This window comes from Vibrio japonicus, assembly GCF_024582835.1.
Lineage (GTDB): Bacteria > Pseudomonadota > Gammaproteobacteria > Enterobacterales > Vibrionaceae > Vibrio > Vibrio japonicus.
Map to the genome: position 1 here is coordinate 1461256 of NZ_CP102096.1, position 22350 is coordinate 1483605.

17 protein-coding genes are annotated in these 22350 nt (G+C 46.4%); 6 read left to right on the plus strand and 11 right to left on the minus strand.

What is annotated here, in order from left to right:
* The first annotated feature begins 188 nt into the window (after positions 1-188).
* The 4 genes from NP165_RS06925 to NP165_RS06940 all read left to right on the plus strand — a co-directional run bounded on the left by NP165_RS06925 (position 189) and on the right by NP165_RS06940 (position 4717).
* Complete coding sequence (locus tag NP165_RS06925) at positions 189-1550, plus strand: TolC family outer membrane protein (RefSeq protein WP_503169881.1); 1362 nt, start codon at positions 189-191, stop codon at positions 1548-1550.
* Position 1551: 1 nt separating this feature from the next.
* Positions 1552-2163, plus strand: coding sequence for an OmpA family protein (locus tag NP165_RS06930; protein ID WP_257083251.1), 612 nt, complete (start codon positions 1552-1554; stop codon positions 2161-2163).
* A 90-nt stretch (positions 2164-2253) separates the two neighbouring features.
* Positions 2254-2607, plus strand: a complete 354-nt coding sequence (locus NP165_RS06935) for a DUF2750 domain-containing protein (protein ID WP_257083252.1) — start codon at positions 2254-2256, stop codon at positions 2605-2607.
* A gap of 151 nt (positions 2608-2758) precedes the next feature.
* Positions 2759-4717 (plus strand): tetratricopeptide repeat-containing diguanylate cyclase, encoded by a 1959-nt coding sequence (locus tag NP165_RS06940; RefSeq protein WP_257083253.1) that lies wholly within the window; start codon positions 2759-2761, stop codon positions 4715-4717.
* Here NP165_RS06940 and queC read toward each other — a convergent pair.
* The 11 genes from queC to NP165_RS06995 all read right to left on the minus strand — a co-directional run bounded on the left by queC (position 4689) and on the right by NP165_RS06995 (position 18913).
* Positions 4689-5384: a 7-cyano-7-deazaguanine synthase QueC gene (gene queC, locus NP165_RS06945; RefSeq protein ID WP_257083254.1), complete on the minus strand. Its 696-nt coding sequence runs from the start codon at positions 5382-5384 to the stop codon at positions 4689-4691. The two genes, NP165_RS06940 and queC, sit on opposite strands and share 29 nt — an antisense overlap.
* An 11-nt stretch (positions 5385-5395) precedes the next feature.
* Positions 5396-6046 carry a 7-carboxy-7-deazaguanine synthase QueE gene (gene queE, locus NP165_RS06950; RefSeq protein WP_257083255.1) on the minus strand — a complete coding sequence of 217 codons (651 nt, stop codon included), beginning with the start codon at positions 6044-6046 and terminating at the stop codon, positions 5396-5398.
* A gap of 107 nt (positions 6047-6153) precedes the next feature.
* Positions 6154-7575, minus strand: a complete 1422-nt coding sequence (locus NP165_RS06955; protein ID WP_257083256.1) for a bifunctional NUDIX hydrolase/phosphatase PAP2 family protein — start codon at positions 7573-7575, stop codon at positions 6154-6156.
* A gap of 287 nt (positions 7576-7862) precedes the next feature.
* Positions 7863-9452, minus strand: a complete 1590-nt coding sequence (locus NP165_RS06960) for a trypsin-like serine protease (protein WP_257083257.1) — start codon at positions 9450-9452, stop codon at positions 7863-7865.
* A 208-nt stretch (positions 9453-9660) separates the two neighbouring features.
* The gene (locus NP165_RS06965; protein ID WP_257083258.1) at positions 9661-10125 is read right to left on the minus strand and encodes a GNAT family N-acetyltransferase; all 465 of its coding nucleotides are present in this window, start codon (positions 10123-10125) and stop codon (positions 9661-9663) included.
* A 124-nt stretch (positions 10126-10249) separates the two neighbouring features.
* Positions 10250-12127 (minus strand): propionyl-CoA synthetase, encoded by a 1878-nt coding sequence (locus NP165_RS06970; RefSeq protein ID WP_257083259.1) that lies wholly within the window; start codon positions 12125-12127, stop codon positions 10250-10252.
* Between the two features lie 53 nt (positions 12128-12180).
* Entirely contained in the window at positions 12181-13368 is a 1188-nt protein-coding gene (prpF, locus tag NP165_RS06975; protein WP_257083260.1) for a 2-methylaconitate cis-trans isomerase PrpF, read from the minus strand.
* A gap of 11 nt (positions 13369-13379) precedes the next feature.
* The gene (acnD, locus tag NP165_RS06980; protein WP_257083261.1) at positions 13380-15965 is read right to left on the minus strand and encodes a Fe/S-dependent 2-methylisocitrate dehydratase AcnD; all 2586 of its coding nucleotides are present in this window, start codon (positions 15963-15965) and stop codon (positions 13380-13382) included.
* Between the two features lie 74 nt (positions 15966-16039).
* Positions 16040-17167, minus strand: coding sequence for a bifunctional 2-methylcitrate synthase/citrate synthase (gene prpC, locus NP165_RS06985; RefSeq protein WP_257083262.1), 1128 nt, complete (start codon positions 17165-17167; stop codon positions 16040-16042).
* Between the two features lie 132 nt (positions 17168-17299).
* Complete coding sequence (gene prpB / locus NP165_RS06990; protein WP_257083263.1) at positions 17300-18196, minus strand: methylisocitrate lyase; 897 nt, start codon at positions 18194-18196, stop codon at positions 17300-17302.
* Positions 18197-18208: 12 nt separating this feature from the next.
* A complete protein-coding gene (locus NP165_RS06995; RefSeq protein WP_257083264.1) occupies positions 18209-18913 on the minus strand; it encodes a GntR family transcriptional regulator in 705 nt (234 codons plus the stop codon).
* A 365-nt stretch (positions 18914-19278) separates the two neighbouring features.
* On the opposite strand from NP165_RS06995, the gene NP165_RS07000 reads away from it, so the two are divergent.
* The gene (locus NP165_RS07000) at positions 19279-21063 is read left to right on the plus strand and encodes a M28 family peptidase (RefSeq protein WP_257083265.1); all 1785 of its coding nucleotides are present in this window, start codon (positions 19279-19281) and stop codon (positions 21061-21063) included.
* Positions 21064-21337: 274 nt separating this feature from the next.
* A complete protein-coding gene (locus NP165_RS07005) occupies positions 21338-22309 on the plus strand; it encodes a tripartite tricarboxylate transporter substrate binding protein (protein ID WP_257083266.1) in 972 nt (323 codons plus the stop codon).
* Positions 22310-22350: the final 41 nt, after the last annotated feature.

A 22350-nucleotide genomic window follows, 5' to 3' on the forward strand; every position in this document is an offset into this window, starting at 1 on the left:
ACCAGTAACTTAGATAAAAAAACCAGCTCAAATGCAACAACTTCTTACCATTCTGTTATTTTTATTTCCTATATTTTCTTTATATAGAATCTCTTTTTTCTAAAGCAAACGTTTATTCCGCATTTCGGTTAGTGTTTTTATTCAACTGATGTTATTTTATTGACGGTTAGCACTATTTTTACTCAAAAATGAGACAAAACATTTGCTATTATTTTACTAGCGTAAAAGTTTATAGGAGAGTTAGAGTGAAGTTGATTAAGTTGAAAGTACTAAGTTGCGCAGTGGCACTTAGCTTTCCTGCCTTTAGTCAAACGTTAGAGCAGTCGGTCGCATACACCATTACCCACAGCCCTGAAATTAAAGCTGCTTACAATGAATTTAAAACTAAAGTTTATGAGTCAAGTGCTTCGACAGGCGCTTACTTGCCTCAATTAGATCTTGATGCTGGTATTGGCTACGAAGATGTCGATCTCGCGTCTGGGACAGAAAACGAATTAACTCGTAAAGAGGCAACGCTTTCTCTTACTCAATTGATTTGGGATGGTTCTAACACAATAAACGACATCGACCGCACCGCTGCAGAAGCGGAATCAGTACGTTATCAACTGCTATCTGACGCGCAAGACATTGCACTCCAAGTGTCTAAAACATATTTAGATGTCATTAAAGCGGAAGAAGTCCTTTCTTTGTCAGAAAACAATCTCACTGTACACGAAGATATTCACAGTGACATAAAAAGGCGTGTCGAGTCAGGTATAGGATCGACCGCAGATATGTCCCAAGTTGACGGTCGTCTTGCTAGAGCCAAAAGTAATCTGATCGCCGCTCAAAACAACTTGCTAGACGTAAAGACACAATTTAAACGCCTTGTTGGTCAAGCACCTGAAGACCTCACATTTCCTCGTGCCGATCAAACCGCGCTGCCCCTATCAGTAGAGCAAGCAACGCAATTAGCGTTTCAGAATCACCCTGTGATTAAAATTTCTCAAGTCGATGTTGACTCAGCAAGATTCCAGCATCAGCAATCAAAAAGCGCTAACCTCCCAACGTTCTCCATAGAAGCTAATCAGACATGGCGTGATGATGCAGGCGGGATTGAGGGCTCTAGTGAAGAGCTATCCGCAATGTTACGAATGCGCTACAACCTTTACAACGGTGGCTCTGATGCCAATCGTTCTAAGAGCACGGCTTATCAATTGAATAAAGCAAAAGATCTGCGTGACAGAACATTTCGTTCAGTAGAAGAAGGGTTAAACCTTTCTTGGAGCGCGCTCTATATGACCACGCAACAGAAAGAGTTCTTAGCCAACCATGTAGATTCAGCTTCAGATACTGTTGTTGCATACAGAAAACAATATCGCATCGGTAAGCGTACGTTACTCGATCTACTGAATACAGAAAATGAGTTGTTTGAAGCGCGTAAAAATTACCTAGATGCAAAATACGATGAGCAGTACGCCAAATATCGCGTAATGAATGCGACTGGTAATTTGCTGGATGCTTTGAGAGTGGATACACCTAAAGAATGGAACGAGGCAATAGAGTATTAATATGAATAAGTTCTCAATTCCTATACTAATTAGTGCTTTGATTTGTAGTGGTTCTGCGTTGGCAGAAGATAAGTACGACTATATTGCGACGCCCGTTGCCACACAGATTGATGATTTACGTGACGAAGATGACGATGGCGTTATTAACGCCCGCGATCTTTGCCCAAAAACAGCGGTAGGCGCTGAAGTCGACAACGATGGATGCGGAACATATATCAAGTCATCAGATAAAATGAATCTGCATATTTTGTTCGCGAACGACTCTAGTGTGGTACAACCTATGTTTTCGAGACAAATTAGAGATATGTCTGAGTTTTTGGAATCATACCCATCAACATCCATCGAGTTACAAGGTTACGCAAGCAAAGTCGGTCGTGCAGAGTATAATTTAGCACTTTCCAAAAGACGTGCAGAAGCGGTTCAACGCATGCTAATTAATAATGGTGTATCGCCTGAACGAGTTTCTATTGTCGGTTATGGTGATACTCGAACATCCGGTGAAGTAGATGACGAAGCGACTCAAGCACAAAACAGAAAGGTCGTTGCTTCGGTCGTGGGTCATAAAGGCCACGTTAAAGAAGAATGGACCATCTTTACTAAACTAGGTAATTAAGTCATTAAGGGGGTGTAAATCCCCTTTTTGTTTTTTCTTTTCGAGCATCAGTGCTACCCTAGAGACGACACTAATCAAGAGATAAACCTAATGAGCAAATTAACTTCAGACATTCAAGCAAACTTGGAACTATTCGTTGCTGAAACCAAAGAAAACAATTTGGTTTGGGGCTTACGTAACGAAGAAGGCTGGTTGTCATGCGATTCTACTGAGTTTGAAAATAGTGAAGTGATGCCTTTCTGGTCTGCCAAAGAAGATGCCGAAGCACATAATGTCGAAGAATGGGCAGACTTTAAAGTGCTAGAGATTCCTTTAGATATTTTTGTTGAAGATTGGCTTTTAACTCTGTCTGAAGATGGAGTGCTAGTTGGCACAAACTGGAATGCACAGCTTGAAGGCCGAGAAATGGAACCGTCTGACCTTGCTAAAATGTATCTGGATTAATTTCCCGTCAGCGCTCTTCGGAGCGCTTTCTCATTCTTAAGACACGTAACAATAAACACTTCGCAAATCTTCCGATTTTACCCTTATTAACCTATTGAAAAACAAAACGAAAAAACTCTAGAATGTAGACAAATTAAATAAGTAATGAATTATGAAACGTCTATCTATTAGAATTTTAGCTGCTGCCCTACTTTCCATCTCTTTAACTACATCTGCACAAGATGATTTGAGCAACTGGGAGGCTGCTTATCATGAAGTCTTAGCTCAAGACGAGCAACGTGCATTGGCCATGTTACAAGATCGGTATAACGCGCTACCTCCGGGGATCGAAAAACTCTACATAAGTTCGAAAATCCATGGGTATATGACCTTAAGAGGTCAGCCATATTTTGGTAATGCACTTACCTATGATCCGGAATACTCCGGTTTAGAGCAAAGCTTAATAGAGGCGTTAAACAAAGAAGAACAATTAGATTTTGACGCCGCAATTAAAGAATACGTTTCATTACTTAAGTACTCTATTGAATCCCAACAACTCGAAGGTGAAGTACTTTTCGAATACCACCTTTGCCGAGTTTTAAACCGTCGCGGCCAATTTAGCCAAGCCTCGTTATATTGCACGTCATTGCACGATCACCTAAATAATACTTCCTTTTCTATTTTGCCCCGCTACCGCGCACTCCACGTCATTGGAAACAACTATGACTTTACTGGGGAATACCAAAAAGCGTTAGACGTCTTTAAAGAATACCTATCAAGCATACCAGAACACGTCGATCCGTCTGGGGTATACAACGACTCTGCACTGGTACTGAGTAATTTGGGCAAGATTGAGTTGGCAAAAGAATATCTGCAAGTCGCAATTAATCAAAGAACGGAAACAGCCTCACAGCTAGAACTGGCACAATCTCATTACAATATGGGAGATATTTTACTCGCTGAAGGTGACTTTGAAGACGCTATTGAACACTTTCAAAAAACAGAAAGTATCGTCCAGTATTTTAATTATCTCTACGGGTTAACTTATGCTCAGTTAGGCTTGGGAAAAGCGCACATAGAGTTGGGCAAATTTAACTCTGGCAATAAATACTTACTTGATGCCTTAGAATCCGCATCTATCCAAGGAAATGATCAGATTAGAGGCGAAATATATCTCGCTCTAGCCAAAGGGCATCAAAAACAAAACAAATACATTTTGGCCGAGGACTTTTCTAGCAATGCTAACGCCCTCGCAGATCGTATTAACAGCGAGCACCTAAAGGGATTGGCATTACAGAGTCTCGCCAGTATCGCTGAAGATCAGGGCAAATACCGCCAAGCCCTAACCCACTACCAAGAGTTTGTTAAGATCGAATTAGACAAACGAGATAAGAAGCACCAATCAGCGTATCTCGCTCTGGACTCAGAAAGACAAAAATACGCCCGCATACAGCAAGACATCGCTTTCACCCAAAAAAACCTGGAACAGAAACAAAAAATTGAGCAAATGAGCTCAGAAAACAAACTCCTTTATTTAGTTATCGCTTGTTTAATACTGCTGCTATTCGGCTCTTATTATACCCGTCGCAAAATGGTCAAAGTGGCTGAGATGGATCTGTTGACGGGAGCATGGACTCGCGCTGCTGCTATCCGCAACATTAAAAAGCTACCAAGAACCCGCGATGACAACCATAAACACCTCGTCATTCTGTTCGATTTAGACGATTTTAAACAAATCAATGATGCTTATGGACACCCGACTGGGGATATCGCGTTATCACATGTGTCGAAATTGGTGAAAGGTCAATTATCGCCTCGTGATATTTTTGCGCGCTTAGGTGGGGAAGAATTTGCCGTTGTGATTAAAAACATAGATGAGTTGGATGTAAAAGAAAAAGTCGAAAACCTGCATGCAGCGATCGCTCAAACGGCCTTCGAAGCGGAGAACCACGAGAAACTCAACATTACTGCGAGTTTCTCATACCTGAGTACTTCAAAATCGTTGGCTGATTTTGATGATCTCTACTCTATTTTGGATCAAGCGCTATACCAAGTGAAAAAATCGGGCAAAAATCAAATTATCGACGCTTTCAATGAACCCATTACTTTGTCGACTGCTGCTTACGTATAAGCTCAGCCATGACAGCTTTGCGATCGTTGAGGTAGTCGTTAAGACCTATTTTTCGAAGTTCACACGACGGACAATCACCACAGCCATCGCCGATAATGCCGTTGTAACAAGTTAACGTTTTTTCACGTACCAGTTGCAAAGCATCATTCTGGTCTGCAAGTGCCCATGTCTCCGCTTTATTAAGCCACATAAGTGGAGTAGCGATATCCAAGTCGCGATCCATACCTTGTACTAATGCGGTATTCATCGCTTTGACAAACGCATCACGGCAATCTGGGTATCCTGAAAAGTCCGTTTCGCATACGCCAGTGATGATGGTCTGTGCGCCAATTTGATACGCATAGATACCTGCCAGTGTCAGGAACAAAATATTGCGCCCTGGCACAAATGAGTTCGGTAAACCATTTTCCTGTAACTCATGAGAAACGGGAATGTCGTCACGCGTTAGTGAGCTGATAGCCAACTCATTGAGTAAACCAACATCCATGACCTTATGCGCCTTTACACCGAGCTCTTTCGCTAGGCTTTGTGCAACTTCAATTTCGAGCTTATGGCGCTGACCATAATCAAACGTAATTGCATGGACTTCATCGAACTCTTTTAGTGCTTTTACAAGACAGGTCGTCGAGTCCTGACCACCACTAAATACAACAACGGCTTTTCTCATGATAGGGTCCTTTATGCAATGCTAAGGTATTTATGTGTCTGGATGGAGAGACGCCAATTGCGTTTAACACACACATCAATACACAGCTGTGTCGCTCTTGGCTTTTGACTGATAGGTTGAAGCGCAATGGTCGTGTTTGAAGAGACGTTTGCACGCTCCAGTAGCTCATCCAATTGCTCTATGTCTTTCTCTGTTGCAACAGGGTGCTTTACCTCGTTTGCACGCTGAAGGGCAGAGTCCAAAACAGGCAACTTTCCTTTCATCGCCACTTTTGGTGACACTGTCACCCACGTCGAGTCAGTCGCAAGCACTTCCGAGGTGCCACTTGTCTCGATTTGGCATTGGCAACCAATGGCCTCAAATGCAGCCGTCAGTGGGCGTAAGTCGTATATACAAGGCTCTCCACCTGTGATCACAATGTGCTTCGCGGTGTAAGCTTGCTTTTGGTACTCGTTAACGATCGATTCAGCGGATGCACGGCACCAAGTTGGTGAATCTTCAGTTTTTACAATGATTTCGCCAAAGTCGCGTTCGTCTTCTGGAAGTGCATCCCAAGTTTGTTTAGTGTCACACCACGCGCACCCTACAGGGCATTCCTGCAATCGGACAAATACTGAAGGGACACCAGTAAACACCCCTTCACCTTGGATAGTTTCGAACATTTCGTTAACTTTATACAACTTACTCTCAACCTGACTCGTGATCAAAAATTTACAGGGTCGTGACGATAAAGGAGTGATGGAAGAAGGTCAACTAAATCGTAAATTGATCATTGATCTAAGGCCTTTGTTCGTATTGATAGTGCAAACAACGCCATCAGTAATGGGTAGCGTAGAATCTCAAATACTAAGCTTAAAGCAGAGCTATGGGAGACATAGGTTCCTGCAATGGAAATAGCGAAGTTCACGACTAACAAGGCAATAATCAAAAACAGAGCCGTCACTGGTTTTATCGTTGAACGATATTTTTCAATCGAATTCAGGAGTATAAAAGACGCGAAAATAAAGGAAAACCAGTACCCGACTGTAAGGCTTGGCCAAGCAATTAGCATCCCTCCACCAATAAGTAACAGCATGATCCAAACATAACGCGAAGAGAGAAGGGATACGGCGTCAACATTTTGTTTGCTTTCCAATCGAACAGCATGCCATGAAGTAAGAAAACCAACGAGCGCGCCTGATGCAACGTCGATGATGAACGATGAACCGGTATAGAACTGTGCTAAGCCTAGCCAAGCGACCAATATCATGAAAGAAAACGTATATCGATTCATGCCCAGCTTCTTACTCTCATTGAGAATAAGCACACCCAAAGCAACCCAAAGCGCGGCTGGTGTATTGGGGAAGCTGAAACCGTAAGTTTGCATTAAATCAGTAGCTGGTAGGTAAACATGCGGACGCGGAAACGCAAAGCCTTGTTGAGCTATTGACGTCATTAGTGCCGTAATACTTGTCACAAACAGTGCTCTACAAAGAAAACCCTTACCGTAAAACATATAAACCAGAGGGATAAAAATAATGAGCAGAACAGGCTCCGCCAACAGATTGCCACTGATGATGGCACGATGCACTGCCTCACTTAATCCATAAGACAACGAGTGTATTGTGCTCTGAAATTGTAATAACCAGCCCAACTCAATCTGATTAAAGCTTGGCGCAGCGTCAATCAAGGTACCAACATAGGTAACATGCTGGTTACTCGCTTGATGAAGAAGTTTTACCAGCAGATCTCTTTGCTCTGGAAATCGGTACTGCTCCAAAGGAATGTTCGTTGGGTCAACAAGCATAGCGGAAGAAGTTTCAACACCATAATGTGGTGCAAACCAAATCGGTAATTCTAAGCCATTGTAACTATTGTTGAATTGAAATGAGATGATGTCCGAGTCTGAAACACAGTCATAAAAGATGGCATCTTCTGCACGACCAAGCTCACCCTTGACGCTGACCACCAACCCAGCCTCTTCCCATGTTTCTCGTTGGGCAGCAATAGCTGGGTTTTCACCAGGCTCAACTCTACCCGCAGGCAAAGACAACTTTTGCGTTAATACCTCATGTACCAACACCAACTTGTCGTCCACGCGAATAATGCATGCAGCCCCTTTCACTCCGTCGTATGTTGTCTTCGCTACGGATAGCGGAGAAGTGGAGAATAAAGCAGAACAGAGAATGAGAAAAAACAACTGTCTCAACACAGAATCTAACCTTTAACAAAAAGTACAATGACCAACGCATGATGGCAGCAAAGTGAATATTTTTCATCATAAATTAAGTGTAAACCTATGCTACTCATAGTTCACAAGTCTAAGAATCACTGAAAAATACGAGTCATGTAATGTTTAACAAAGGTAGCCATCACGTTAAAGACCGTTGTACTTTACAAATTCATATGGCTAGACCAACAAATAAGGGCTCATTGTTCATAAACAATGAGCCCTCTTTACGATTATGACTTAAATTAGCCCAAGCTGAAGTGACTTACTTAGAGTTTCAACCAAGCGTGACTCCAAGCAGAACCAACACCCGGCTCATACGCGCTAGGCGTTGCACTGCACCAAAGGCTGTTTGGCCAAGATAAACACTGGTAAGTCGAACCATGGTTAGTCACAACATCTCCCGCTAGGTACAAGTTACCCGCTTGATAGGCATCCCCAGAAGCAGGTTGTGATGGCTGTGTTGGTTGTACTGGTTGTGTGGACTGCGTAGGTAACAACGGCTCAATTGGTGTTTCGACTGGCAGCTGGTTAGCTGAACAAGTCGCACTGTCGATAGATTGCCAAACACCCCAAGGACCAGATTCAGCTGGGTTATCACCTCGCGTCCACCATTGCGCTTGCCACAATTGTCCATTCCAAGAGGCCTTATCACCTTGGTTGTACACTGTGCTCACTTGCCACTCACTTGCGCAGCTACCTGATGGTGGCGCAGTAACGGATTTTGCTTGAGCTTTCGCAACGGCTTGATATTGTGTGCTGGTCTTATCAATCGCAAAATTCAGTGTAGCTGATGCTTCGCCAGCTTGTGCAGCACCAAATTCCACATCCACACGACACGTCGTGTTCTCTGCTAGCGTTGACTGGCTACACTGATCGTTAGCAACAACAACCGCGTCCGTCACACCAGAACCAACCAAATTGATATTCTCGACTGTGAATGCTGTATTACCCGTGTTACTAATCACAAAGCTGTGCTGTTTGATCTCACCAACATTGAACGAAGATAGAGCCTGATTCGCAGTATAGCCGACCGATACGTTATCAACGGGTTGAGTTGACGTACCAATCACGCCATCAACAAAGTTACGCAATGCAGCGATATCACTGTACACGCCATACTGACCTGGACGCGCACACCCAATACCCCAGCTGACCACGCCAAGCTGCGTGACTACTCCACCGCGATTAATCACGATTGGACCACCACTGTCACCTTGACACGAATCGATACCACCTTGTGGTACGCCCGCACAGAATGCAGCATCACCAACCGTGGTGTAGTTCCCACCAGTTTGACGACATGTTGCGTCAGAAACCAGCGGTACATCGACCTCTTGCAACCTTGTAGGAGATATTCCCCCTTCCGATGTTCTTCCCAAGCCCGCAACCGTTAACCAGTCGCCCACGCTCGCGTATTGAGTCAAACTACCTTCAGCAATTTCAACTGCAGAAACACCTTGTGGAACAGAAGAGAGTTTCAAAACGGCAATATCATGAGAAAGTGTTGCGCGGCGATACGCCGGATGCATGTGGATTTCGCTCACATTAGCGCGAACACCATCGGTTCCGTTGTAGATAGAGCCACCAATTTTCACTGCGATTTGGCTAGGCAGATCGCCTTCCACACAGTGGGCTGCCGTCAATACATAGCCATTACCGATGTAGCTCGCACCACAGTATGAACGGTTGCCATATCGACTTACGATTTGGGTGTAGAACTGCCAATCATTCGGATCGGCTGTCACGCCGCCGACGATTTTAGGTTGAAAGATGTGATTTTGCGTCTGTGATAAATCATCAGCACTTGCGAACATTGGCAGCATGGCCAAAGCAAGTAACGATTTGGATAGTTTCAAAGTTATTTCCTCTTATTTTTGTTAGCACGATACTCGTGCTACTCAATAAACAAGCAGAAAAAAACAGTGATACCAATGAGGTTATTAATCAGTGTGCGTGCATTGCGACCCACTTAAACGTAAACGGCAAGCAATGAACTGAGCCGTTTCAATATGACATGGGTTTCATCACTCAATTACCGTCTGATTAGAGGAATGAACTCTTCCCTTAATTTAATGGTTTCCTCAACCAATGTATGTGATGTCCGAAACCCTGATTCTCGTAGAGTGCCAGCGCATTCTGGTTAAAGTGCCAGACTTCAACAAACATCTGCTGAACACCATAGTCGATAAAGGTTGATTCCATTTTCTCAAGCAGTGCTTTTGCGGTTCCCTGCTTCCTAGACTCAGGCAAAACATACAATTCATCAATACTGCCCATTTGAACGGGTTTACTGACTACCGATACCAATTCACAAAAATGACCTGAGACAAAACCTACGATTTGATCATGCTCACACGCAACAAACACCAAGCACTCTGGGTTATCCAAATAGCGAGCGATACTTTTTTCCTGTTCAATCTCTTCTGCGGTTTTAAAGTGTTCTGGGCACTGCTGATGGTGCTCAGCATGCAAGAGGTACATCAGTTCATTTAGCTGGTCTAAATCTGATTGGTTAGCGGCTCTGATCATCAAGGGGAAACATCAATATGTTAAGGGGGCGAGTAAAACAGTAGTGTGATGGTTCAGACGATATTTATCAACAAGAAAGCCTCCGTGTCAGGAGGCTTAAAGATAGATATTCCAATTTTAGAGACTAGGAATTCAGAACTTTTTCGATCTCATCCAAGCTGGTTGGATCATCAATGGTAGATGGTACTGTGTATTGCTCACCATCCGCTATCTGACGAATCGTTCTACGTAGAATTTTGCCTGAACGCGTCTTAGGCAAGCGTTCTACGACCAGAGCATGTTTAAAACACGCGACCGCGCCGATTTCTGAACGTACTTTGCCAACCAACTCAACTTCTAATTCGTGTGCGTCGACCTTAACGCCATCTTTCAGCACCACGAATCCAAGTGGCAATTGACCTTTCAATTCATCGTGAACCCCAACAACGGCACATTCTGCTATAGCTGGGTGACCGCCAACGATCTCTTCCATCTCACCCGTTGACAATCTGTGACCGGCAACGTTAATCACATCATCAATACGCCCCATGATGAACAGATAACCGTCTTCATCCAAGTAACCACCATCACCCGACACGTAATAACCTGGGAACTGGCTTAAATAGCCCGATTCGAAGCGGTCGTGGTTGCGCCAAACTGTTGGCAAGCAGCATGGTGGTAGAGGTCGTTTCAACGCCACAAAACCTTGCTGATTTGGACCAACAGGTTCACCCAGTTCGTTCAAGATTTCCACTTGATAACCCGGAATCGGCTTGGTTGAAGAACCCGCTTTAACTGGCATTAACTCAACACCGGTTGGGTTTCCTGAAATCGCCCAACCCGTTTCTGTCTGCCACCAGTGGTCAATAACAGGCTTGTCGGTTTTGCTTTGTACCCATTCCAATGTTGGTGGATCTAGGCGCTCACCAGCCATGAAGATGGTTTGCAATTTAGACAGATCGTACTTTTCTAGAAACTCTCCATTTGGATCCTGTTTCTTGATAGCTCGAAAAGCTGTGGGGGCAGAGAAAATCACATCGACGGAATATTCTTCACACACTCTCCAGAATGCACCTGGGTCCGGTGTGCCTACAGGCTTACCTTCATACAGAATCGTTGTACAACCGTGGATCAGCGGTGCGTACACAATATATGAGTGCCCGACTACCCAGCCTACATCGGATGCCGCCCAGTAAACGCCATTTTGTGGCATGTTGTAAATCGTACCCATTGAGTACTTCATCGCCACGGCATGGCCACCGTTATCACGAACCACACCCTTTGGTTTACCCGTAGTGCCTGATGTATACAAAATATAAAGGGGATCGGTCGCGAGCACTGGTACACACGCATGCGGAAGCGCGTTTTCATAAGCCTGAGCCCAGTCGATATCGCGCTCTTGCCCTAGCTCCGCTTCACACTCAGGACGCTGCAATACAAACACACTTTCCGGTTTCCAGCGGCTGTCCATAATCGCTTTGTCGACCATTGGCTTATACGGGATGATTTTTTTCACTTCAACACCACATGAAGCGGTCATAATCACCTTAGGTTCCGCATCTTCGATACGTACTGCCAGTTCGTTCGGCGCAAAACCACCAAATACAACCGAGTGAATCGCACCTAAACGAGCACACGCAAGCATCGCCATCGCCGCTTCTGGGATCATCGGCATGTAAATAACCACACGGTCGCCTTTGGTCACGCCTTGTGCTGCCAGCATTCCAGCAATTTTGGCAACTTGGTCTCGCATCTCATAATAGGTATAAGTGCGTTTTGTCTCTGTCACTGGCGAATCATAAATCAGCGCAGTTTTATCTCCACGGCCCTGTTCACAGTGATAATCGAGTGCCAACCACGAAGTGTTTAGCACGCCATCAGGGAACCAGCGTTCGATACCATTCTCATCCGTTTTCAGAATGGTTTTTGGTGCTTCAAACCAATCGATGTTTTCAGCTTGAGCTTTCCAGAATGACTCAGGTTCATTCTGTGCCCATTGATATTCTTTTTGATATGCAGACATATTGCTTCCTCCAGTATGTCTCGACATTGCATAGATGCAGCTTACGAAATGTTTTATTCAAAGACATCGGAGGGAACACGCACAAAGCCCTCCATCAAGATACGAGCGCTTCGACTCATAATGGCTTTTTCAACCACCCAACCGTTATTGGTATTATTGGCTTTGGCTCCGACTTTTAGCGTCCCTGACGGATGACCAAAGGTGACCGAATCTTTATCACCGCCACCAGCGGCTAAGTTAACTAGCGTGCCCGGTACACAAGCCGCAGACGCAATGGCGACCGCAGCCGTACCCATCATCGCGTGGTGCAGTTTACCCATTGAAAGCGCACGAACTAAGATATCGACCTCGCCTTGCTCAACAGGTTTACCACTCGATGAAAGATAGCTCTTCGGTTTAGCAACAAACGCGACTTTCGGTGTATGTTGACGCGTTTCTGCTTCTTCCAAACGTTCAATCAAACCCATTTTCAAAGCGCCGTAAGCACGGATGGTTTCGAATTTTGCCAATGCTTGCTCGTCATTATTGATGTCGTCTTGCAGCTCAGTGCCTTGATAGCCGATTGCGTCGGCATCAATAAAAATGGTTGGGATGCCTGCGTTAATCAGTGTTGCGTTGAATGTGCCCACTCCCGGCACTTCAATGTCGTCCACCAGATTACCGGTTGGGAACATACTTCCGTCACCGTCTGCTGGGTCCATAAAATCGACCTGAATTTCCGCGGCTGGAAAGGTAACGCCATCGAGCTCAAACTCGCCCGTTTCTTGCACAAAACCGTTCACAATAGGCACGTGGACCAGAATCGTTTTGCTAATGTTCGCTTGCCACACTTTGACCGTGACAATGCCGTTTTGTGGAATGCGCTCCGCCGGAATTAAGCCTGCGTGAATCGCAAACGGACCAATCGCCGCCGACAAGTTACCGCAGTTACCACTCCAATCGACAAACGGTTTATCAATCGACACTTGGCCAAACAGGTAATCCACATCGTGATTCGGCTGAGTGCTTTTCGACACAATCACCGTTTTGCTGGTGCTCGATGTCGCCGCGCCCATCCCATCAATCTGCTTGCCGTACGGGTCGGGACTGCCGATAACGCGCATCAGCAATTTGTCACGCGCTTCTCCGGCAACCTGAGCTTCTGTTGGTAAGTCTTGTAAGCTAAAGAACACACCCTTGCTCGTGCCGCCACGCATATAGGTGGCGGGCACTTTGAGCTGACTTTGAGTTGCTTGATTCATTGCCACTCTCCTCACTGCGCCAAGAAGTCTTGAGCAAAGCGCTGTAGAACACCGCCAGCATTGTAGACGAGTACTTCGTCGGCAGTGTCTAATCGACATGTTACTGGCACATCAATTTTTGCACCATTCGCACGCGTAATCACCAGAGCCAAATCAGCGCCAGGCTTGATATCCCCTACTACATCGTAGGTTTCGGTGCCATCGAGCTCTAGCGTTTTACGGTTTACACCATCTTTGAACTGCAGCGGCAATACGCCCATACCGACCAAGTTAGTACGGTGAATACGTTCAAAACCTTCGGCAACGATTGCTTCTACCCCAGCCAAACGCACACCTTTTGCTGCCCAGTCACGTGATGAACCTTGGCCGTAGTCTGCCCCCGCAACCACAATCAATGGTTGCTTGCGATTCATGTAGGTTTCAATTGCTTCCCACATGCGTGTCACTTTTCCTTCTGGCTCAATACGAGCATAAGAACCCTGCACGACTTCGCCGTTTTCCTTGACCATTTCGTTAAACAGTTTCGGGTTCGCAAAGGTGGCACGCTGCGCAGTTAGGTGGTCACCTCGGTGCGTTGCGTAAGAGTTAAAGTCCTCTTCCGGCACACCCATTTTCGCTAGGTATTCACCCGCAGCACTGCTCACCATAATCGCATTCGAAGGCGATAAGTGGTCGGTGGTGATGTTGTCACCTAAGACTGCTAATGGACGCATGCCAGATAAGGTTCGCTCGCCCGCCAGGGCCCCTTCCCAGTAAGGCGGACGGCGAATATAAGTACTCATTGGACGCCAGTCATAAAGCGGATTGCTATTACGCTCAGCATCGTCAAGTTTGAACATTTGAATGTAGATTTGGTTAAACTGCTCAGGTTTAACGTGCTTACCGACCACTTCATCGATCTCTTCGTCAGTCGGCCACAAATCATTGAGGTAAATTGGATTGCCCTGCGCGTCTTTACCCAGCGCGTCACGCTCGATATCAAAGCGAATGGTGCCCGCGAGAGCATAAGCCACCACCAATGGCGGCGACGCAAGGAATGCTTGCTTCGCGTATGGGTGGATTCGACCGTCAAAGTTACGGTTGCCCGACAATACCGCCGTCGCGTAAAGGTCACGGTCAATAATCTCTTGCTGGATCTTTGGATCCAACGCACCGCTCATGCCGTTACAGGTGGTACACGCATAAGCGACAATACCGAAACCAAGCTTCTCAAGCTCAGGAAGTAGACCCGCTTCTTCAAGGTACAACTTAGCGACTTTTGAACCCGGCGCAAATGACGACTTCACCCAAGGTTTACGCACAAGGCCAAGCTCGTTCGCTTTCTTCGCCACCAAACCAGCAGCAACAACGTTACGTGGGTTACTGGTGTTGGTACAGGACGTGATCGCAGCGATAATGACCGCGCCGTCTGGCAATTCGCCCTCTTTCTCTTCGAACTGACCAGAAATGCCACGCGCCGCCAGCTCTGAGGTTGGCAAACGTCGGTGTGGATTCGAAGGCCCCGCCATGTTGCGCGTCACAATCGATAGATCAAATTCAAGTACGCGCTCGTATTGCGCTTCGACCATATCGCCTGCCCATAGACCAGTTTGCTTGGCGTACTTCTCTACCAAGTCAACTTGCTGATCTTCACGACCGGTCAGTTTTAGATAGTTGATGGTCTGTTCATCAATGTAGAACATCCCTGCCGTTGCACCGTATTCTGGTGTCATGTTGGAGATAGTCGCGCGGTCACCAATGGTTAGATCTTTCGCACCTTCACCAAAGAACTCAAGGTAAGACGACACAACACGTTCATTGCGCAAGAACTCGGTAATCGCTAGAACGATATCTGTTGCAGTAATGCCAGGCTGGCGTTTACCAGTTAATTTCACGCCGACAATATCTGGCAAACGCATCATCGATGGACGACCTAGCATCACGGTTTCAGCTTCCAAACCGCCCACGCCAATCGCGATCACACCAAGTGCATCAACGTGTGGCGTGTGGCTGTCTGTGCCTACACAGGTATCTGGGTACGCGATGCCTTGTTTTGCTTGCACCACTGGAGACATTTTCTCCAAGTTAATCTGGTGCATGATGCCGTTACCCGCTGGAATCACGCTGACGTTTTCAAACGCAGTTTTACACCACTCGATAAAGTGGAAGCGGTCTTCGTTACGACGTTCTTCAATCGCGCGGTTTTTCTCAAACGCATCTGGATCAAAACCTGCGTGTTCAACCGCCAACGAGTGGTCAACAATCAGTTGAGTCTCTACCACAGGGTTCACTTTAGCAGGGTCACCACCTTGCTCTGCAATCGCATCACGCAGACCAGCGAGGTCCACCAGCGCAGTCTGACCAAGAATGTCATGGCACACGACGCGCGCAGGATACCAAGGGAAATCTAAATCTCGCTTGCGTTCAATAATCTGTTTTAAGGAGTCGGTTAACGTTGATGGTTCACAGCGACGTACTAACTGCTCTGCCAGCACTTTAGAGGTGTACGGGAGCTTGTCGTAAGCACCCGGTGAAATTTCTTCGACAGCTTCTCGGGCATCAAAATAATCAAGATGGGTTCCCGGAAGCGATTTGCGGTATTGGGTATTTATAGTCATGATTTTGCTTCCACTCACAATATACAGCGGCTCTGACGACCTCTAAAGTGAGGTCGTCAGCATGTGGCATTTGCCTATCGTTCTTCGATTGGAACCCAATCTTGGTGATCTGGACCAACATAGTCCGCGCTCGGACGAATAATGCGGTTGTTCGCGCGTTGCTCATAAACGTGCGCAGCCCAACCTGTCAGACGACTCATCACAAAGATTGGCGTGAACAATTTCGTTGGAATGTCCATGAAGTGGTAAGCCGACGCGTGGAAGAAGTCCGCATTACAGAACAAGCCTTTCTCACGCTTCATTACTGCTTCAACACGATCAGAGACCGCGTATAGATGGGTATCACCTACCGCTTCAGATAGCTCCTTCGACCAGCGTTTGATCAGTGCGTTACGCGGGTCACTTTCTCGATAGATAGCGTGACCAAAGCCCATGATCTTGTCTTTGTTTGCCAGCATCTGCATGATGTTTGCTTCTGCTTCGTCTGGGGTCATCCAGTTCTCGATCATCTCCATCGCCGCTTCGTTTGCACCACCGTGTAGAGGGCCACGCAGCGTACCGATTGCGCCGGTAATGCAAGAGTGAATATCAGATAAGGTCGACGCACATACCCTCGCGGTAAAGGTAGAGGCATTGAACTCGTGCTCAGCGTACAGAATCAATGAGCAGTGCATCACTTTCTTATGCAGTTCACTCGGCGCTTTGTCGGTCAGCATTTTTAGGAAGTAACCGCCAATGCAATCTTCAGATTGGTCTTCAGTATTGATACGCACGCCATCGTGGCTGAAGCGGTACCAGTAACAGATGATCGCCGGGAAGAGCGCTAGCATGCGCTCCGTCGCATCAAGCTGCTCAGAGAAATCCATCTCTTGTTCTAGGTTACCAAGCACAGAACAGCCGGTGCGCATCACATCCATTGGGTGCGCGCTTGCTGGAATAAGCTCCAGCGCTTGTTTCAACTCTTTAGGCAAGCCTCGTAGGCCAACCAAGCGCGTTTTATATGAATCCAGTTCGCTCTGATTTGGCAGATGGCCGCGCAACAGTAAGTGCGCAACTTCTTCAAACTGAGCGTTGTTTGCTAGGTCGGTAATATCGTAACCACGATAAGTCAGACCTGTTCCCGTTTTTCCGACAGTACATAAAGCCGTGCTTCCAGCGCTTTGGCCGCGTAGACCCGCGCCACCTAATTCTTTAGTCGTCATTTTGAACTCCTTTTCCGTCTGGCCGCTCCTTTTTGGAGTCTTTTAACCAAACATCATTCACGTTATTGGATTTGATAATTTCCGATTATCTTCTCTAAGTAACTTTCTTGGGCTTCCGTATCTCTTGTCCCGCTATTTCCCTTCTGAGAAAAGCTGGTCGAGTTTGTCTTCGTAGTCGTGGTAATTCAGGTGTGCGTAAAGCTCTTTACGCGTTTGCATCGAATCGATTAGAGCTTCCTGATTCCCCACTTCAAGCAGATGTTTGTAGACCATTTCTGCCGCTTTGTTCATCGCGCGGAATGCACTTAGTGGGTAAAGCACCATGTCCACTTTTGCTTTCGCCAATTCTTCACAGCCATAAAGCGGTGTGGCGCCAAACTCTGTAATGTTGGCCAGAATTGGCACGTGCTTACCAGTTGCCTGTTGCAGCGCGGTAGAGAACTGGTCGTATTGCTCAAGCTTGGTCATCGCTTCAGGGAAGATCATGTCTGCGCCTGCTTCAACACACGCAATCGCGCGTTCAATTGCGCTATCGATGCCTTCAACGGCCAACGCATCAGTACGTGCCATAATCACGAAGCTTTCATCGTTGCGGGCATCCACTGCCGCTTTCACTCGGTCAACCATCTCTTGTTGGCTGACAATCGCTTTATTCGGGCGATGACCACAACGTTTCTGTGCCACTTGGTCTTCCATGTGAACCGCCGCTGCACCAGCTTTCTCCATCGATTTGATCGTGCGTGCAATGTTGAAAGCGCCACCAAAACCAGTATCGATATCCACCAGCAAAGGCAGATCACACGCGTTGGTAATGCGGTCAACGTCAACCAGTACATCGTTCAATGTGGTGATACCCAGATCAGGCAAACCGTAAGACGCGTTCGCAATGCCACCACCTGATAAGTAAATCGCTTGGTGACCTAAGTTCTTCGCCATCATGGCGCAGTATGGGTTAACCGTACCGACAATTTGCAGCGGATCATTTTGCTCAATGGCGAGTCTGAATTTCGCCCCCGGAGATAAACTCATGACACTTTCCTTCTAGTCATTTTCGGCAATTAATATTTGTTGCTCTATCAAGCTTCGACTGCCCGAAATGTGTCTTCTCATGAGCATTTCTGCCAGCTCCTCATCTCGGTTTTCAATCGCTTGTAGAATGAATTTATGTTCGTTTAACGCTTCTTTTGGTCTCGATTGAGAACGTGGCGACTGGTAACGATACATGCGTAATAAGTGGTAAAGCTCGTTGCACAGCAGTGAAATCAGCTTGCTGTTGCGACTGGCTTTGATAATGCGGTAGTGAAAGTCAAAATCACCGTGCTGATGAAAGTAAGAAGACCCTTCGACTTCTTCGATATGGTTTGAATGTGTCGACAATAAGTGTTTTAGACCAATCAGTTCTTCTTCAGTGATATGGCGCGCAGCGAGTCTCGCCGCCATGCCTTCTAGAGCTTCTCGAACCGCATAGAGTTCAATCAGTTTTTCTGGTGAGAATGTAATCACGCGGGCACCCACATGCGGGATTCGCTCTATAAGGCTCAAGCCCTCTAGGCGCATAATCGCTTCACGCAGCGGCCCACGGCTAACTTGGTAACGCTTTGCCAGCTCTGGCTCGGAGATCTTACTTCCTGGAGCAATCTCCCCATTTACAATCGCTTCTACCAAAGACTCGGTTAGCGTCTCGGATTTTGTGTTTTCTTTTTCAGCGCCAACCGCTTTAAGACGAGCATTAAGTTCAACATTCATATCTAGGCACTCGCTCTACACCACCCTAAGGTGTCTACAATCTTTTAACTTGAACTTAGAATAGACCAATAAATTGTCGACAATCAAGTGTATTGTCGACAATTTAGACTAAGGTATGACATCGGATGGATAAATGTACCAAAGCAGGTTTCTTGTGTGAGGTGCATCACTCACTCGTTTTACTGCAGAGCCATTGTTCCTGTTGAATACGTGATTGTGTGCCAAACGACAATGTAATTGACATCCCTGCTATATGAGACTTCGTTGATATGGATTCCTAATCTTAAATCCATCTTTAATTTAACATTTTATTAACCTGGAATTTCGGCAACCATGGAGTGGCTTATTAATACAAGGAGTCACAAATGCAAGTAAGCATCACAACAACAAAAACTCTCCTCGCTAGCGTAGTTAGCGCAACGCTCTTATCAGGGTGCTACTGGGACGATCCTGAAAAAGCAGCAAAACACGTCAGTAATCAAATTAAACGTAAGGCTGTTGTTGAACATTTAGTGGAATTAGAAGGTCGTGCATCTACAACAACCGATGGCAATTCGACCACTCGTGCAGCTGGCACAGATGGCTACCAATACTCAGTTGACTACATCATTGAAACCATGCGTAACCATGGGTACAAAGTAGATATTCAAGAGTTTGATTTTCGTGCGTGGGAAGAACTAGCAGGTACGACACTGAATGTAGATGGTCACGAGTTACTCAGCGTGCGCTCCGCTGGTGAAGGCGCAGAAGCCGATTTTGCAGTCATGTCCTACTCTGGTAGTTCAGACGGTCCACTGAAAGCAGAAGCCGTATTCCTTACACCAGATTTCCGCTTCGATGCACCCGATTATGACAGCACTGATGGTTGTGAAGCGTCTGACTTTGATGGGAAAGATGTGACAGGAAAAGTGGCGGTCATTCAACGCGGTGGCTGTAACTTTAATGCTAAGGTTGTGAATGCACAAGATGCTGGCGCAGTCGGTGTTATCGTCTTTAACCAAGGCAATGCGGAAGGCAGAACAGCAGTAGTAAACGGCACACTGGGCAGTGACAGCACAGCAACGATTCCAGCTTTCGGTGCTCGTTTCGAATTAGGTCAACAATGGCATGCAGCCAGCGAGACTTCTGGTGTGCCTGTCGTGCTCAATATCAGCGCTCAAGATGAAGTGGTACTGACTCAAAACATCATCGCTGAAACCAAAGGCGGCGATGCTAACCAGATCGTAATGCTTGGCGCGCACTTAGACTCTGTTCCTGAAGGCCCGGGTATTAACGATAATGGCTCAGGTACAGCAGGTCTACTGGAATACGCAGTGACACTTGCGGAGCTTCGTGCACCAGTGAAGAACAAGATTCGCTTTGCGTGGTGGGCAGCGGAAGAAGCTGGTCTGGTTGGTTCAGAGTACTACACTACTGAGCTGTTTGGTCCACTCTACGACCAAGCTCAGCAAGAAATCATGGCTCAATTTGAGCTTAGCGATCCAAGCCAGCTAACGCCAACACAACTTGATTTGGTTGAAGAGCGTTACAACGAACTTAACAAAGTTAAGCTTTACCTAAACTTTGATATGATCGCATCACCAAACTACGTGTTTGGCGTTATGGATGGGGATTTATCTGATACCAAAGAGAGTCCAGACAACGCCTATACGGGTGACTTTAAACCTCCTTACGGTACTTCTCATATTGAGTCTAAATTCAATGATTTCTTCGGCAGTAAGAAAGAAGGCACCGTTCCTCAAGCACTATCAAAACGTTCAGACTATGCTGGATTTGCGGATTGGGGTGTCGCATTCGGTGGCCTATTCACTGGTGCAGAGAAAGCCAAAACCGCAGAACAAGCAGACCTATTTGGCGGTGATACCGGCGTTGCGTACGATGTTTGTTACCACCAAGCGTGTGACGACCTAAACAACATCAGCCAGAAAGCACTTCATGTGAACACGCAGTCTCTCGCTTATGTCACCACCTTCTATGCGTTTAGCGAACCTGTATTCCCAGAAGAGCAAGTTCAGGCAGCACCTATGATACGTACATTTGGCATCAAAGATCCAAGCGAAAGACTTCGCATAGGTGAGAAGCTAAAAGCCGCAGACAGCGTGTCTGATCACGATCATTTCCACGGTGACTTTGACCAAGACCGCGAATAAACGCAATACGGTTATCAAATTCAAAGCCGCACATTCACGAGTGCGGCTTTTTCTTGGGTGGCACTTACACGCCGACACGCCCAGCGTGAACTTTATGAATAAAATCTACTTAATACCCAATATTGTTTTTATCAACGCATTACAGACACACATTTAACACTCTATTAACCTTCATCCTATCTGTTAACAACCCTCCCTCACTGTCGACAGATCACTAGATAACGATAAGCGCGTTTCCAACGAGAAACGAGCACCTACATAAGGAACGTGAATCATGATGAAGGTACTAAAACCCACTCTGGCAGCATCCATTATTGCCGCAACATTTTCATTCAGTGCTTTGGCAGCAGATTTAGACAAAATCCACTTTCTGATCCCTGGTGGCGCTGGTGGCGGTTGGGATATGACGGCGCGTGGCACGGGTGACGTACTGGTCAAGTCAGAGATTGTTGACAATGTATCTTTCCAAAACCTGTCGGGTGGCGGCGGCGGTAAAGCAATCGCACACCTAATCGAAACCGCAGAGCGTCAAGAAGACACCTTAATGGTCAACTCAACGCCAATCGTGGTTCGATCTCTAACAGGTATTTTCCCTCAATCTTTCCGCGACCTGACTCCGGTTGCTACAACCATCGCTGATTACGGCGCAATCGTGGCGTCTGCTGACTCAAAGTACAACACGTGGGAAGACGTGGTAAAAGATTTTGAATCTAACCCTCGCAAAGTCAAAATCGCTGGCGGTTCTGCTCGCGGTAGTATGGACCATTTGGTCGTAGCAGCGGCGTTTAAAGGCGAAGGTTTTGACGCTAAGCAAGTCCGCTACATTGCCTATGATGCGGGTGGCAAAGCAATGGCAGCCCTACTGTCTGGCGAAACGCAACTGCTCTCTACTGGCCTAGGTGAAGTACTGGAAATGTCAAAGTCTGGCCAGCTAAAAGTACTGGCTGTGACAGCACCTAAGCGCTTGGAAGCAGCACCAGATATTCCGACTCTGACTGAATACGGTAACGAAACCGTATTTGCGAACTGGCGTGGTTTCTTTGCCGCTCCAGGTGCAAGCCAAGAAAAGATCGACGAATGGAATGCGGCTCTGACGAAGATGTACAAAACGGATGAGTGGAAAGTGGTTCGTGACCGCAATGGTTGGATTGACAACTACAAAGCGGATAAAGATTTTTACGCATTCCTGGAAGACCAAGAGAAGCAGATGGGCGACCTGATGCGCGAGCTTGGTTTCCTGAAGTAACCCAGTAAACATGGGCAGACAAACGCTGCCCATACCCTTTC